The organism is Streptomyces sp. NPDC001599, assembly GCF_042893535.1.
GTDB lineage: Bacteria > Actinomycetota > Actinomycetes > Streptomycetales > Streptomycetaceae > Streptomyces.
This window is the reverse complement of the sequence record NZ_JBIAVA010000028.1, coordinates 48,396-60,649: the sequence shown is the minus strand read 5'-3', so window position 1 is coordinate 60,649 and position 12,254 is coordinate 48,396. Positions and strand designations below refer to the sequence as shown.

At 71.9% G+C, this 12,254-nt stretch carries 13 protein-coding genes and 2 tRNA genes; 3 read left to right on the top strand and 12 right to left on the bottom strand.

Features of this window, described 5'->3' with window-relative positions; translation table 11 throughout:
- Positions 1-155: 155 nt before the first annotated feature.
- The 5 genes from ACFYZ3_RS37785 to ACFYZ3_RS37765 all read right to left on the bottom strand — a co-directional run bounded on the left by ACFYZ3_RS37785 (position 156) and on the right by ACFYZ3_RS37765 (position 4,563).
- Positions 156-1,211 carry a UDP-N-acetylmuramate dehydrogenase gene (locus ACFYZ3_RS37785; protein WP_388527744.1) on the bottom strand — a complete coding sequence of 352 codons (1,056 nt, stop codon included), beginning with the start codon at positions 1,209-1,211 and terminating at the stop codon, positions 156-158.
- A 106-nt stretch (positions 1,212-1,317) separates the two neighbouring features.
- The gene (locus tag ACFYZ3_RS37780; protein ID WP_388527741.1) at positions 1,318-1,698 is read right to left on the bottom strand and encodes a DUF3291 domain-containing protein; all 381 of its coding nucleotides are present in this window, start codon (positions 1,696-1,698) and stop codon (positions 1,318-1,320) included.
- 33 nt (positions 1,699-1,731) lie between these two features.
- Complete coding sequence (locus tag ACFYZ3_RS37775; RefSeq protein ID WP_388527738.1) at positions 1,732-3,210, bottom strand: MFS transporter; 1,479 nt, start codon at positions 3,208-3,210, stop codon at positions 1,732-1,734.
- 110 nt (positions 3,211-3,320) lie between these two features.
- Positions 3,321-3,893: a TetR/AcrR family transcriptional regulator gene (locus ACFYZ3_RS37770; protein ID WP_388527735.1), complete on the bottom strand. Its 573-nt coding sequence runs from the start codon at positions 3,891-3,893 to the stop codon at positions 3,321-3,323.
- 64 nt (positions 3,894-3,957) lie between these two features.
- Positions 3,958-4,563, bottom strand: coding sequence for a TetR/AcrR family transcriptional regulator (locus ACFYZ3_RS37765; protein ID WP_388527732.1), 606 nt, complete (start codon positions 4,561-4,563; stop codon positions 3,958-3,960).
- A gap of 64 nt (positions 4,564-4,627) precedes the next feature.
- Between ACFYZ3_RS37765 and ACFYZ3_RS37760 the strand changes: the two genes are divergently transcribed.
- Positions 4,628-5,470 carry a class I SAM-dependent methyltransferase gene (locus ACFYZ3_RS37760; RefSeq protein WP_388527729.1) on the top strand — a complete coding sequence of 281 codons (843 nt, stop codon included), beginning with the start codon at positions 4,628-4,630 and terminating at the stop codon, positions 5,468-5,470.
- A 68-nt stretch (positions 5,471-5,538) separates the two neighbouring features.
- Here the strand turns inward: ACFYZ3_RS37760 and ACFYZ3_RS37755 are convergent, their stop codons facing one another.
- The 5 genes from ACFYZ3_RS37755 to ACFYZ3_RS37735 form a co-directional block, all read right to left on the bottom strand.
- Positions 5,539-5,967: a MaoC family dehydratase gene (locus ACFYZ3_RS37755; protein ID WP_011029785.1), complete on the bottom strand. Its 429-nt coding sequence runs from the start codon at positions 5,965-5,967 to the stop codon at positions 5,539-5,541.
- 5 nt (positions 5,968-5,972) lie between these two features.
- Positions 5,973-6,425: a MaoC family dehydratase N-terminal domain-containing protein gene (locus tag ACFYZ3_RS37750; RefSeq protein ID WP_388527727.1), complete on the bottom strand. Its 453-nt coding sequence runs from the start codon at positions 6,423-6,425 to the stop codon at positions 5,973-5,975.
- A 95-nt stretch (positions 6,426-6,520) separates the two neighbouring features.
- Positions 6,521-6,685: a 50S ribosomal protein L33 gene (rpmG, locus tag ACFYZ3_RS37745; RefSeq protein WP_003948671.1), complete on the bottom strand. Its 165-nt coding sequence runs from the start codon at positions 6,683-6,685 to the stop codon at positions 6,521-6,523.
- Between the two features lie 91 nt (positions 6,686-6,776).
- A tRNA-Met gene (locus ACFYZ3_RS37740) sits at positions 6,777-6,849 on the bottom strand.
- Between the two features lie 46 nt (positions 6,850-6,895).
- A tRNA-Thr gene (locus ACFYZ3_RS37735) sits at positions 6,896-6,968 on the bottom strand.
- 246 nt (positions 6,969-7,214) lie between these two features.
- On the opposite strand from ACFYZ3_RS37735, the gene ACFYZ3_RS37730 reads away from it, so the two are divergent.
- On the top strand, positions 7,215-8,519 hold the full coding sequence (locus ACFYZ3_RS37730) for an amidohydrolase family protein (protein ID WP_388527724.1): 1,305 nt from the start codon (positions 7,215-7,217) through the stop codon (positions 8,517-8,519).
- A gap of 105 nt (positions 8,520-8,624) precedes the next feature.
- Positions 8,625-9,281 (top strand): SDR family oxidoreductase, encoded by a 657-nt coding sequence (locus ACFYZ3_RS37725; RefSeq protein WP_361010101.1) that lies wholly within the window; start codon positions 8,625-8,627, stop codon positions 9,279-9,281.
- Positions 9,282-9,287: 6 nt separating this feature from the next.
- On the opposite strand, the gene ACFYZ3_RS37720 is transcribed toward ACFYZ3_RS37725, so the two are convergent.
- On the bottom strand, positions 9,288-9,506 hold the full coding sequence (locus ACFYZ3_RS37720; RefSeq protein ID WP_388527721.1) for a hypothetical protein: 219 nt from the start codon (positions 9,504-9,506) through the stop codon (positions 9,288-9,290).
- A gap of 66 nt (positions 9,507-9,572) precedes the next feature.
- Positions 9,573-12,221, bottom strand: a complete 2,649-nt coding sequence (gene fxsT / locus ACFYZ3_RS37715; protein ID WP_388527719.1) for an FxSxx-COOH system tetratricopeptide repeat protein — start codon at positions 12,219-12,221, stop codon at positions 9,573-9,575.
- Positions 12,222-12,254 lie beyond the last annotated feature (33 nt).

The following is a 12,254-nucleotide window of genomic DNA, read 5'->3' as shown; positions in this document are numbered from 1 at the left end:
CCGCCGCTGCGGGCAGTCGTGCCGCTGGGGCGGCACGGGTGGGCGCAGCGGCACCCCGCTACGCCGGGCCGCGTCCCCCTCGCGCCCGCACCCACGCCGGGCACCAGGCAACGCCGGGCCGCGTCCCGTCGGCGGCACGTGGAAGTGGGGCGGGGCTAGAGGGCGACGCCCACCGTCACCGGCTCGTTGACCAGCGTGACGCCGAAGGCCTCGTGGACCCCGGCGACGACCTCGCGGGCCAGCGCGAGCAGGTCCTCCGTCGTCGCCCCGCCGCGGTTGGTGAGCGCGAGGGTGTGCTTGGTGGAGATGCGGGCGGGGCCCGTGCCGTACCCCTTGGTGAAGCCCGCCTTGTCGATCAGCCAGGCCGCGGAGGTCTTGACGCGCCCCTCCCCGGCCGGGAAGGCGGGCGGCTCCACGGCGGCACCGAGGCGCCCGGCGACGCGGGAGCGGAACGCGGCGAACTCGTCGTCCGAGAGGATCGGGTTGGTGAAGAACGACCCGGCCGACCAGGTGTCGTGGTCCTCGGGGTCCAGCACCATGCCCTTCCCGGCACGCAGCTTCAGCACCGTCTCCCGGGCGGCCGTCAGCGGGACCCGGTCGCCCGCCTCGACACCGAGGGCGCGGGCCGTCTCGGCGTAACGGAGGGGCGCGGAGAGCCCCTCGGCGTTCTCCAGCTCGAAGCGGACACGCAGGACCACGTACCGCTCGGGCTCGGCCTTGAAGCGGCTGTGGCGGTAGGAGAAGGCGCAGTCCGCGTTGGAGAGGGCGACCGTCTCGCGGTTCCGGCGGTCGTAGGCGGTGACCTCGGTGATCGTGGCGGAGACCTCCTGGCCGTACGCGCCGACGTTCTGGATCGGGGTCGCGCCCGCCGAGCCGGGGATGCCCGCCAGGCACTCGACGCCCGCCAGGCCCGCCTCGACGGTGCGGGCGACCGCGTCGGTCCAGATCTCGCCGGCCGCCAGCTCCAGCGTCGTGCCGTCGAGGCGGAAGCCTCGCGTGGCGATGTGCAGGGCGGTGCCGTCGAAGCCCTTGTCGCCGATGACCAGGTTGGATCCGCCGCCGACGAGCAGCAGCGGGGTCCCGGTGTCGTCGGCCTCGCGGACGGCGGCGATCACCTCGGCGTCGGTGGTGGCCGTGAGCAGCCGGGTCGCGGGCCCGCCCAGGCGGAAGGTGGTCAGCGGGGCGAGGGGGGCGTCGTGGAGTTCCTGCACGCGCTCAAGACTACGAGACGGCACCGACAGCCCCGGGCAGCGGGAGAACGCGGGCGACGCCCCGACCGGTGGGCCGGGGCGTCGCCGGGTGCGTGCGGGCGTGTCCTCACGTCAGGCGCCTGCGCACCTCCGCCCAGCTGACCGGGAGCTCGTCGCTCGACGCCGGCCAGGAGGCGAACTTCGAGTCCCGCATCTGCGCCGACAGCCCGCGCGACGTCGGTGCGTGGGTGCCGGAGCGGGCGAAGGTCTTGAGGGCCTCGGGCGACTCCCAGGCGGAGAGCGTCCAGAAGGTCCGTTTGAAGGGTTCCGCCTTCAGTGCGGCGCCGTACGCTCCGGGCGCGCGGCCGGCCTGCCGCCACACACCCGGCGTGCGCGCCAGGAATTTCAGCGCTCCCCACAGGGTGCGGGTCTCGAAGCGGGACGCGAAGACGTGGACCTCGGTGGCGCGGGGAGGTTCGTTCGGCACGGTCCAGGGAAGGGCGGGCATGTCGTACTCCTCTCGTGATGCTGTGCCGTGCGGTCAGTACTGGGGCGTCGGTGCCGTCGTGGCGAGGGGCTGTGCGGTCGCCGGCTCGGTCTTCGGCTCGGTCGTGGGGCCCTGGCCCCCGGTGCGGCGGCGGGCCGGGATCGCCAGGGCCGCTATGCCGCCGAGGGCCACCACCGCGGCGCCCACGGCGATCGCGGGCCGCAGTCCGGCCACGAAGGTCTGCGCGGACTCGTAGCCGCCCTGCGCCGCGAAGATGGACGACATGACCGCGATGCCGAGCGCGCCGCCCACCTCGCGCAGCGCGTTGTTGGCGCCGGAGGCGATGCCCTGCTCCTTCGCGGCGACGCTGGACATCACCAGGGCGGAGGCGGGCGCGAAGTAGAGGGCCATGCCGATTCCGCTGATGATCAGACCGGGCAGCTGGACCGCGTAGGAGGCGTCGGCCGTGATCACGGAGGCCAGGTAGCCGAGTCCGGCCGCCTGGAGGAAGAGTCCGGTCGCGACGACCGGGCGGCCTCCGATCCGGTCCGAGAGGAGGCCGGCGATCGGCGCGACCAGCATCGGCATGCCGGTCCAGGGCAGCATGCGCAGGCCCGCCTCGGTGGGCGAGTAGCCGAGGACGCCCTGCATGTACTGGCTCAGGAGGAAGATCGAGCCGAACATGCCCAGGAACATCAGCAGGCTCGCCGCGTTGACCCCCGCGAAGGCGCGGGAGCGGAACAGGCGCATGGGGAGCATGGGGTTCCGGGCACGGGTGCTGTAGAGGACGAAGCCGACGAGCAGCGCGGCCCCGGCGAACAGGGCGGTCAGCACCACGGAGCCGGTCCAGCCGTCGACGGGTCCGCGGACCAGGCCGTAGACGATGCCGAAGAGTCCGCCGCTGGCGAGCAGGGTGCCGGGTAGGTCGAGCGGGGCGCCGGTGCCGTGCGACTCGGCGAGGCGGAGACGGGCGAGGGGCAGCAGGGCCAGGCCCAGCGGAACGTTCAGCCAGAAGATCCACTGCCAGGAGATGTGCTCGGTGAGGCTGCCGCCGACCAGTGGGCCGGAGGCCACGGCGAGCCCGTTGACGGCCCCCCAGATGCCGTACGCCATTCCGCGGCGTTCGGCGGGTACCGCGGCGGTGAGCAGGGTCAGCGTCAGCGGCATCATGATCGCCGCGCCGACGCCCTGGACGGCGCGGGCGGCGATGAGCGAGTCGATGCCGGGTGCCATGGCCGCGGCGGCGGACGCCCCGGTGAAGACGGTGATGCCGACCAGGAAGAGCCTGCGGCGGCCGAAGCGGTCGCCGAGTGCCGCGCCGAACATCAGGAGGACGGCGAAGGTGAGCGTGTAGGCGCTCACGGTCCATTCCAGGTCGTGCAGCGCGCCGCCCAGGTCCTCGCGGATGGAGGGCAGGGCGGTGGTGACGACGAGGTTGTCCAGGGCCGCCATGAAGCCGGCGACGCTGGTGATGACGAGGGCCCAGACCGCTCCCCCGCCGCGGGTGTTGCGACGTGCTCCTTGCTGTGGCATCTCTCCCCCAGAGGGTGTGCACTTCCGTGATGTGGTTAGTTATTGATGACTAACTTTGCGGAGCGTGCAGAAGCGGCACGGGACCGCTCCGCATGTTTCTCCGCGCGCCCCTACGCGCCTTCCGGGCCGGGCTTGGCCTGCCCCGACTCGTAGATACCGCCGTAGACGCGGTGCCCCGGCGGGAACCCCATGCCGACCAGGGTGTTGATCAGCATGCCGTAGGCCAGGAAGGTCGTCGTCTGCTCGATGTCCGCCCCCAGCGGCAGGTGCACGGTGTCCCAGATCTCGAGCCAGCCCTTGCGCACCATCTCGCCGAACTCGTGGTCCCCGGCCGCCTCGGCGGCGGCGACGGTGACGTACACCTGCAACTGCATCTGGAGCTTCTCGGGATGGTCCGCGATCAGCTGCGAGTACGCCTCGGCCATGGCGTGCAGGGCCTCTTCACCGTGCAGACCCTCGGAGGCCTTTTCGAAGACCTCGCGGGTGTCCCGCAGGCAGCGCTCCGCCACCGCGAGGAAGATCGCCTTCTTCCCCGGGAAGAGACGGAAGAGGTACGGCTGGGAGACCCCCACGCGCTTGGCGATGGTCTCCGTGGACGTGCCGTGGTAGCCACCCCGGGCGAACTCGCTCGTCGCCGCGCGGATGACGCTCTCGCGCCGCTCCTCTGCGCTCATCCTGACCATGAAAGTAAGTTAGTACTCAATCACTAACTTCGTCAAGACGCTGTGCGCGACAGGCGGTGGATCGTCAGCGCGGGCGGCACTGCACGACGCCGGCGAGCACCGTGTCGACCAGCTTGCCGACGGCCGCCGCGTCCGGCGGGCGGCCGGCGTCGCGGTCCGCGAACAGCAGATGTCCCCCTCCGACGAGGGAGAGGGTGAGCGAGTCGATGTCGGCGTCGGCAGAGATGCGGCCCCTCGCACGCTCCTCGGCCAGGTAGCCGGTGACCGCGGCCGTGACCTGGGCGAGGATCGCGATGCCGCCGCCGGGCATGGCCTGCCGCAGCCGTGCGCGCAACTCGTCCCGGAAGGTGATGAGCGGAATGATCGCCACGGGGACCGGTTCGAACAAGGTGGTCAGCGCGCCGGTGAGATTGTCGGCCACGGTGCCGGAGCCCACGGCCTCCCGCAGCGCCAGCGCCTGGGCGTCGAGCCGCGCGGCCCGGTCGAGTACGAGTTCGACGAGGAAGGCGTCGAAGTCCGTGAAATGCCGGTGCAGGACGCCTTTGGCGCAGCCCGCCTCGTCCGTGACGGCCCGGCTGGTCAGCCCGTTCGGGCCGTCCCGCAGAAGCACGCGTTCGGCGGCGTCGAACAGCTGCTGCCGCGCGTCGCGGAGGTGCACTCCCGTCGGCACTCGCGGATCCTCTCTCGCCTGCTCGCTCATTGGCTTGTGGGCGCTCGCCCACTAAAGTGAACGCATGCCCACTCTATCCTCTCCGGAGCAGCCGGAGCAGCCGGAGCAGCCGGACCCGACACCACCGCATCAGGCCCGGGAGACCGCCGAGTCCTTCGGTGCCGACGCGCAGCGCTACGACCGGGCCCGTCCGCCCTACCCCGACGACCTGGTGGCGCGGGTCGTCGCGGGGAGTCCGGGCCCCGACGTCCTCGACGTCGGCTGCGGCACGGGCATCGCGGGCCGCCAGTTCCAGGCCGCCGGCTGCGCCGTGCTCGGGGTCGAGCCGGACGCACGGATGGCCGGCTTCGCCCGGGGCCGCGGACTGCCGGTCGAGGTGGCGGCCTTCGAGGCCTGGGAGCCCGCCGGCCGAGCCTTCGACGCGGTGATCGCCGCCCAGTCGTGGCACTGGGTGGACCCGGCCGCCGGCGCCGTGAAGGCGGCACAGGTGCTGCGCCCGGAAGGGCGCCTGGCGATCTTCGGGCACGTGTTCGAGCCGCCGGCCGAGGTGGCCGAGCCGTTCGCGGCCGCCTACCGTCGAGCGGCACCCGAATCGCCGTTCAGCGATCAGCCGGCGCGGCGTCCGCTGGAGATGTACCTGGCGGGGTACGCGCAGATCGCCGACCGGATCCGCGAGTCCGGGCGGTTCCACGAACCGGAGCAGTGGCGGTTCGACTGGGAGCGGTCGTACACGACCGACCAGTGGCTGGAGCTGCTCCCCACCACCGGCGGCCTCACCCGGCTCCGCCCGGATCGACTGACCGGAATACTGGAGGCGGTCGGCCGCGCCGTCGACGCTCTGGGCGGCCGCTTCACGATGCGGTACACGACGCTGGCGACCACGGCGGTACGCGTCGGCACCCGCTGACCCGCTGACCCGCTCCCCCCTCTGGACCGGCCTGGACCGGCCCGGCCAGAGGGCCGGGAGACGGTCCGTCAGCCCAGTCGTACGACCGCGCGGGACATGCCGAGGACCTTCTGGCCCGCGCTGGTGGCCGTGAGGTCGACACGGACGGTGTTGTCGTCGAGCTTGGCCGCCACCTTGCCGCTGACCTCGATCACGGCACCCCGGTCGTCGTTCGGGACGACGACGGGCCTGGTGAAGCGGACGCCGTACTCCACGACCGCACCCGGGTCGCCGGTCCAGTCGGTGACCACGCGGATCGCCTCGGCCATGGTGAACATGCCGTGCGCGATGACGTCCGGCAGGCCCACCTCCTTGGCGAACCTCTCGTTCCAGTGGATCGGGTTGAAGTCGCCGGAGGCGCCCGCGTACCGCACGAGCGTGGCGCGGTCCACGGGGAAGCTCTGCGCGGGCAGTTCGGTGCCGACCTCGACGTCGCTGTATGCGATCTTCGACTGCATCGCGCTCACGCCTCCTCGGCCGCGCGGGCCACGAGTTTGGTCCAGGCGGTCACGACGTGCTCGCCGGCCTCGTCGTGGACCTCGCCGCGGATGTCCAGGATGTCGTTGCCGGCCATCGACTTGATCGCCTCGATGGTCGAGGTGACCGTGAGCCGGTCACCGGCCCGGACCGGGCGGGCGTAGGCGAACTTCTGGTCGCCGTGCACCACGCGGCTGTAGTCCAGCCCGAGCTGCGGGTCCTCGATGACCTGACCGGCCGCCTTGAACGTGATGGAGAACACGAAAGTCGGCGGGGCGATCACATCCGGATGACCGAGCGCCTTGGCGGCCTCCGCGTCGGTGTACGCCGGATTGGCGTCACCCACCGCCTGAGCGAACTCGCGGATCTTCTCCCGGCCCACCTCATAGGGCGCGGTGGGCGGATAACTCCGCCCCACGAACGACTGGTCGAGCGCCATGGGCTCGCAACCTCCTGCTGCTGCTCGTCATGCCTGGGACAACGACACGAGGCCGCCCCCAAACCTCGGGGACGGCCTCGTGTACGAGCCTGTTTCTATCGCGTTTCGCGGTGCGCGGTGTGCGCGTTGCAACGCGGGCAGTGCTTCTTCATCTCCAGTCGGTCCGGGTTGTTACGCCGGTTCTTCTTGGTGATGTAGTTCCGCTCCTTGCACTCCACGCAGGCCAGCGTGATCTTCGGGCGGACGTCGGTGGCAGCCACGTGAGTGCACTCCTTGACGAACGGATTGATGGTATTAACGCAAGAAAGAGTAGCCGATTGAAGGACCGACCCCGCAATCGGCTACTGAGAGTAGCGGTGACCGGACTTGAACCGGTGACACAGCGATTATGAGCCGCTTGCTCTACCGACTGAGCTACACCGCTGTGATGCGATCGGGCCCCGCCTCGCGACGGGAACCTCTCACACCAGAGCCCCAAAACGGAATCGAACCGTTGACCTTCTCCTTACCATGGAGACGCTCTGCCGACTGAGCTATTGGGGCGAGCGATGAAGACATTACACGGTCGCCCGCCGTTCGCCCAAATCCGTTTCGCCGCCCCTGCCCCGTCCCGTCCCGACCGCACAGCGGGGCGGCCCCACCGCGCGGACGGCACCGGCACGGCGGCGGGACGGCACCGGTACGACTATTGCGCTCCTCCGCGCCACGGGCTGATCACCGTCCTAGGCTCGACTCACTCTGCGTGATCTTGCGTCCCCCACTGCGCAGCCCCGAGCCCAGAGGAGCGCGATGCCCGACAGCCAGCCGCAGCCGCCCCACTCGCCCTCCCCCTCGGACCCCGCCGACCGCGGCTCGCTCCTGCTCTGCGGGGCGCGGCTCACCGACGGCCGGACCGTGGACGTACGGCTGCACGGCGGACGCATCGAGGCGGTCGGCACGGCCGGCAGCCTGACCCCGGGCCGCGCGTCCGGTTCCGGCGGCCACCTGGACCTGGGCGGCTACCTGCTCCTGCCCGCCCCGGCCGATCCGCACGTCCACGCCGACACGGCACTCACGGCCGACGTCCCCGGCCCCGTCTCCTACGACCCCGAGGACGTCCAGCGACGGGCCACCGAGGCCGCCCTGCTCCAGCTGGCCCACGGCACCACCGCGCTGCGGGCGCACGTGCGGGTGGGCGACGTCGCCGGCCTGGGTGCGCTGACCGCCGTACTGCGGACCCGGCGCTCCCTGCGCGGCCTCGCCGAACTGAGCACGGTGGCGATGCCGAGGGTGCTGACCGGCGTGGCCGGTGCCGACGGGCTGGCGATACTGCGGGACGCGGTCAAGATGGGCGCGGACGTGGTGGGCGGGTGTCCGGACCTGGACCCCGATCCGGCGGGGTACGTGGAGACGGTCCTGGAGGTCGCCGCCGAGCACGGCTGCCCGGTCGACCTGCACACCGACGCCGCCGACCCGGCGCGGCTGGCCCGGCTGGCGGCCACGGCGGGCGGGTTGCGCCCCGGAGTGGCCATCGGCCCCTGCGACGGCCTGGGCCGGCTGCCCGCCGAGGCGGCCTCCCGGGCCGCGGACCAGCTCGCGGCGGCCGGTGTGACGGTGGTCTGCCTGCCGCAGGGCGCCTGCGGAACGGCGGACCACCCCGACGGCACGGCTCCGGTACGGCTGCTGCGGGCTGCCGGGGTGCGGGTCGCCGCCGGGAGCGGCGCGCTGCGGGACGTGTCCAACCCGGTCGGGCGCGGCGACCCCCTGGAGGCGGCGTACCTGCTGGCCTCGCGGCACGGGCTGCGCCCCGAGGAGGCGTACGACGCGGTGAGCGCGGCGGCACGCTCCGCCCTCGGCCTGCCGGAGGTGCGGGTGGAGGCGGGCTTCCCGGCCGAACTGGTCGCCGTACGCGGGGACCGGCTGGCGGGCGCGCTGTCGCTGGCGTACAGCCGGATCGTCGTGCACCGGGGGCGCGTGGTGGCGCGGACCAGCGCGGTACGGGAGTACGGCGACTCGACCACCGCGTCCGACCTGGGGCTGCCTCGGCAGGGGGGTGCGGGGCGGGGACGGCGCGAGGGGCGCGGCGGACCTGGCCGGCGGGGGGACACGGGCTGAGCGCGGCCGGGGCGCAGGGCTGAGAGGCTGAAGGGCTGACGGCCCGGCGCCGGGGTGGCCGAAGCCGTGCGGCGCGGGTGGTCGTCGGGGCGTACGGTCGGAGACATGCGCATTGTCATCGCTGGTGGTCATGGTCAGATCGCGCTGCGGCTGGAGCGGTTGCTCGCCGCGCGCGGTGACGAGGTGGCGGGCATCGTCCGCAAGGCCGAGCAGGCCGACGATCTGCGTGCGGCGGGCGCCGAACCGGTCGTGCTGGACCTGGAGTCGGCCTCTGTCGAGGAGGTGGCGGAGCGGCTGCGGGGCGCGGACGCGGCGGTCTTCGCGGCGGGAGCGGGGCCCGGCAGCGGGGTGGCCCGCAAGGACACGGTGGACAAGGCGGCGGCGGTCCTCTTCGCGGACGCGGCGGTCCGGGCGGGTGTACGGCGCTTCGTGATCGTGTCGTCCATGGGCGCCGACCCGGGGCACCGGGGGGACGAGATCTTCGACGTCTACCTGCGCGCCAAGGGCGAGGCGGACGCGTACGTCCGCTCACTGGACGCCTTGGACTGGACGATCCTGCGCCCCGGCGCCCTGACGGACGACGCGGGCACGGGCCTGGTGCGTCTGGAGGCGCACACCGGCCGCGGCCCCGTTCCGCGCGACGACGTCGCCGCGGTCCTGGCCGAACTGGTCGACACCCCGGCCACGAACGGCCTGACCCTGGAGCTGATCAGCGGCTCGGCGCCCGTGTCGGTGGCGGTGAAGTCGGTGGCCGGGAACTGAGGGCGGCTAGAAGAGGGGCAGCTGTCCGGGGAAGTCGGGGACGACGTACCCGTCCAAGGACGGCTGCGCCGCACCGAGTTGCGCCGACCGGCGCGAGCCCGGACAGGACACCAGCTCACCGCTCCCCCGGGCACCGGGGGGATCATGGCGCGCGTACCGCCCCGCGACGACGGCGATCTCGCGACGGCACACTGGGCAGGTTCTGCGACGGGAGGACGAGGCCATACCCCCAGTCTGCCCGCCCGGCCGACACCACGAGCGCGCCCACGGCGCTGCCTGAACGGTGCCTCGTCAACGGCGTTTGCGGCCGACGCGGCGTTTGCCCTTGCCCGGCTTCCCGCCAGTCAGCTGCTGCGCCTCATGCGTCCGGCCCATCGTGGTCAACACGGCGGCGAGATTCTGGGTGGCACGCTCTGTTCTGGGATGCTTCGCGCCGAAGAGGCGTACGTAGCTGGCGCGCACATCTTTCAAGAGAGCGACCGCCTCCGGGTACTGACGGAGAGCATGCAGGGTCTTGGCGAGGTTGTTGGCCGAGGTGAGGGTGTCGGGATGGTCCTCGCCCAGAACACGGCCACGACGCGCAAGAACATCCTCAAGCATGCGGCGGGCCTCCGCATGGTCTCCCAATTCGTTCAGGGTGCCGGCGAGGTTGTTGGCGGAATTGAGGGTGTCGGGATGGTCCTCGCCCAGAACACGGCCACGACGCGCAAGAACATCCCCATGCATGCGGCGGGCCTCCGCATCCTCCCCCAAGTGATTCAGCGTGCCGGCAAGGTTGTTGGCGGAAATGAGGGTGTCGGGATGGTCCTCGCCCAGAACACGGCCACGACGCGCAAGAACATCCTCAAGCATGTGGTGTGCCTCCGCATCCTGTCCCAATTCGTTCAGGGTGGTGGCGACGTTGTTGGCGGAGGTGAGGGTGTCTGGGTGGTCCTCGCCCAGGACACGGCGACGACGCGCGAGAACATCCCCATGCATGCGATGGGCCTCCGCGTGCTTCCCCAGGTACGACAAGTTGGTGGATGCGTCGTTGGCCGAGTGGAGGGTGTCGGGATGGTCCTCGCCCAGAACACGACGGCGACGGACAAGGGTGTCCTCGATGATGAGGTGGGCTTTCGCGTAGTCGCCCAGTTCGACGGTCGCGTGCCCCAGGAACTGTGCGCAGGTGAGGGTGTCGGGGTGGTCCGGCCCCAGATCGGTGCTCCAGGCCTGGTGCAGCGCCGCGCTGAGGTCGTGGGCGGCGCGTGGCAGGCCGCTGCAGATGAGGAAGTGAGCCGCTTTCGAGAACGTGGCGCGCAGTGCGGCCTGGTTGGCGAGCGCCGTGGTGACGTGGGGAGCGGTGAGGTGGGCCGTGAGAGAGGCCCACGCCGGCCAGTCGGCGGGAGACTGCGGATCCCCCGGGTCGACTGCGGCAAGGACGGCGGTGACGTCGTCGCGGATCGCGGCGACCGGGTCGGGACCGGTCTGGGTGCGGAGGATGGCCTGGGTCAACCGGTGGATCTGGAAGGCGTCGTAGTCGGTGCGGGCCAGTCCGAAGCGGCCGAGGGGCTGGAGGGCGTTGCGCAGCCACATCGGGTCGTCCGGGTCGCCGGGAATGGTGGCCAGTTGGGGGCGGGCCGCCTCAAGCCAGGCGGTGGGGATGGGTTCGGGGCCGAGGAACGCGCCGAGGCGGAGCAGAGCGGTGGCGTCCGCGTGGCCGTCGTCCACGAGGCGGGTGACGGCGATGTTGACCGTCGCGGCCAGCGGCGCAGGATGGTCACGCACGTCGCTCTCGTGCAGGAGGCGTGCGGTGTCCGTGGTCAGAAGCCGACGGTAGCGGTCCAGGGTCATGCCGCTGCGCAGAACTCCCGAAGCCTGGGCGAGCGCGAGCGGCAGGTCGCCGAGGTCCTGCGCCAGGAGATCGGCGTGCTCGGTGGTCATTCCCGAGATACGGCCCTTGAGGTAGGCGAGGGAGTCGGTGCGGGTGAACACGTCCAGGTCGCTCTGGTGAGCGATCCCGTGCCAGTCGGGGTTGCGTGAGGTGATCAGAACGTGGCCCGGCCCCTCGGGGAGCCAGGGCTCGATCTGATCGGGGTGTTCGGCGTTGTCGAGGACGAGAAGCCAGCGGTGCCGCGTCCGCAGGTGCTGGAGGAGGGCACGGGCGTTGGGTTCGGAGCCGGCGTCGGACTTGGCCATGCCGAGGCGGTCGGCGAGTTCGGTGTAGCGGACGGGCAACTGGTCGGCCTGTTCGGCGTCGACCCACCACACGAGGTCGTACTGGCTGGCGAAGCGGTGGGCGTACTCCAGGGCGATCTGGGTCTTTCCGATGCCGCCCATGCCGTGGAGCGCCTGGACCACTGCTTGGCGTCCGCTGAGCAGCCCGGTGCGAAGCTGCCCCATGACCGCCTCGCGGCCGGAGAAGTCGGGGTTGCGGCGACGGACGTTCCACACCTCGGGCAGGCCGACGCTACTGGGCAGTCGCGGGCGCTGTGCATCGGCTGGCGTGGGCGTGTCGGCGGAGGCGGCACCGGGGAAGCCGACTGGACCGGTAGGGGGAACCGGTCCGTGAACGGCTTCGAGCAGGGCGGCGGTGGCGGCGGTCTCGTCCAGCCCGTGAACGTCTGTGCGCAGTATTCCGGCCAGGAGGGCGGGGATGTCGTCGTCGGTCAGGAGCTCGATCGCCACCGGAACGAGACGCCCCCGCAGGGCCACGGCGGCCGACCACTCTTCCCTGGTCCATCGTTTGGGGTCGAAGTAGTGCCTGGAGAACAGGGCCACCACGGCGTCGGCCTTGCCGAGAGCCAGGTTCATCTTCTGGACGAAGTCGTCCCCGGTGCGCCAGTGCCACCGGTCCAGCTCGACCTGGTGCCCGGCATGCTGGAGCTGCCAGCCGGCCCACTCCGCCCAGGCCTGGTCCGGGCCCGCGTAGCTGACAAAGATACGTTGCGTGGTGTCGGTCACCGTTGACCCCCGAATCCCCTGACGCTCACAACG

What these genes read in the sequence shown, in the direction of transcription:
- ACFYZ3_RS37775 (WP_388527738.1), bottom strand. Translation starts at nt 3,210, where the DNA reads ATGCCACAGCAAGGAGCACGTCGCAACACCCGCGGCGGGGGAGCGGTC.
- ACFYZ3_RS37770 (WP_388527735.1), bottom strand. Translation starts at nt 3,893, where the DNA reads ATGGTCAGGATGAGCGCAGAGGAGCGGCGCGAGAGCGTCATCCGCGCG.
- ACFYZ3_RS37725 (WP_361010101.1), top strand. Translation starts at nt 8,625, where the DNA reads ATGCGCATTGTCATCGCTGGTGGTCATGGTCAGATCGCGCTGCGGCTG.
- ACFYZ3_RS37720 (WP_388527721.1), bottom strand. Translation starts at nt 9,506, where the DNA reads ATGGCCTCGTCCTCCCGTCGCAGAACCTGCCCAGTGTGCCGTCGCGAG.
- ACFYZ3_RS37755 (WP_011029785.1), bottom strand. Translation starts at nt 5,967, where the DNA reads ATGCAGTCGAAGATCGCATACAGCGACGTCGAGGTCGGCACCGAACTG.
- ACFYZ3_RS37760 (WP_388527729.1), top strand. Translation starts at nt 4,628, where the DNA reads ATGCCCACTCTATCCTCTCCGGAGCAGCCGGAGCAGCCGGAGCAGCCG.
- ACFYZ3_RS37730 (WP_388527724.1), top strand. Translation starts at nt 7,215, where the DNA reads ATGCCCGACAGCCAGCCGCAGCCGCCCCACTCGCCCTCCCCCTCGGAC.
- ACFYZ3_RS37780 (WP_388527741.1), bottom strand. Translation starts at nt 1,698, where the DNA reads ATGCCCGCCCTTCCCTGGACCGTGCCGAACGAACCTCCCCGCGCCACC.
- ACFYZ3_RS37750 (WP_388527727.1), bottom strand. Translation starts at nt 6,425, where the DNA reads ATGGCGCTCGACCAGTCGTTCGTGGGGCGGAGTTATCCGCCCACCGCG.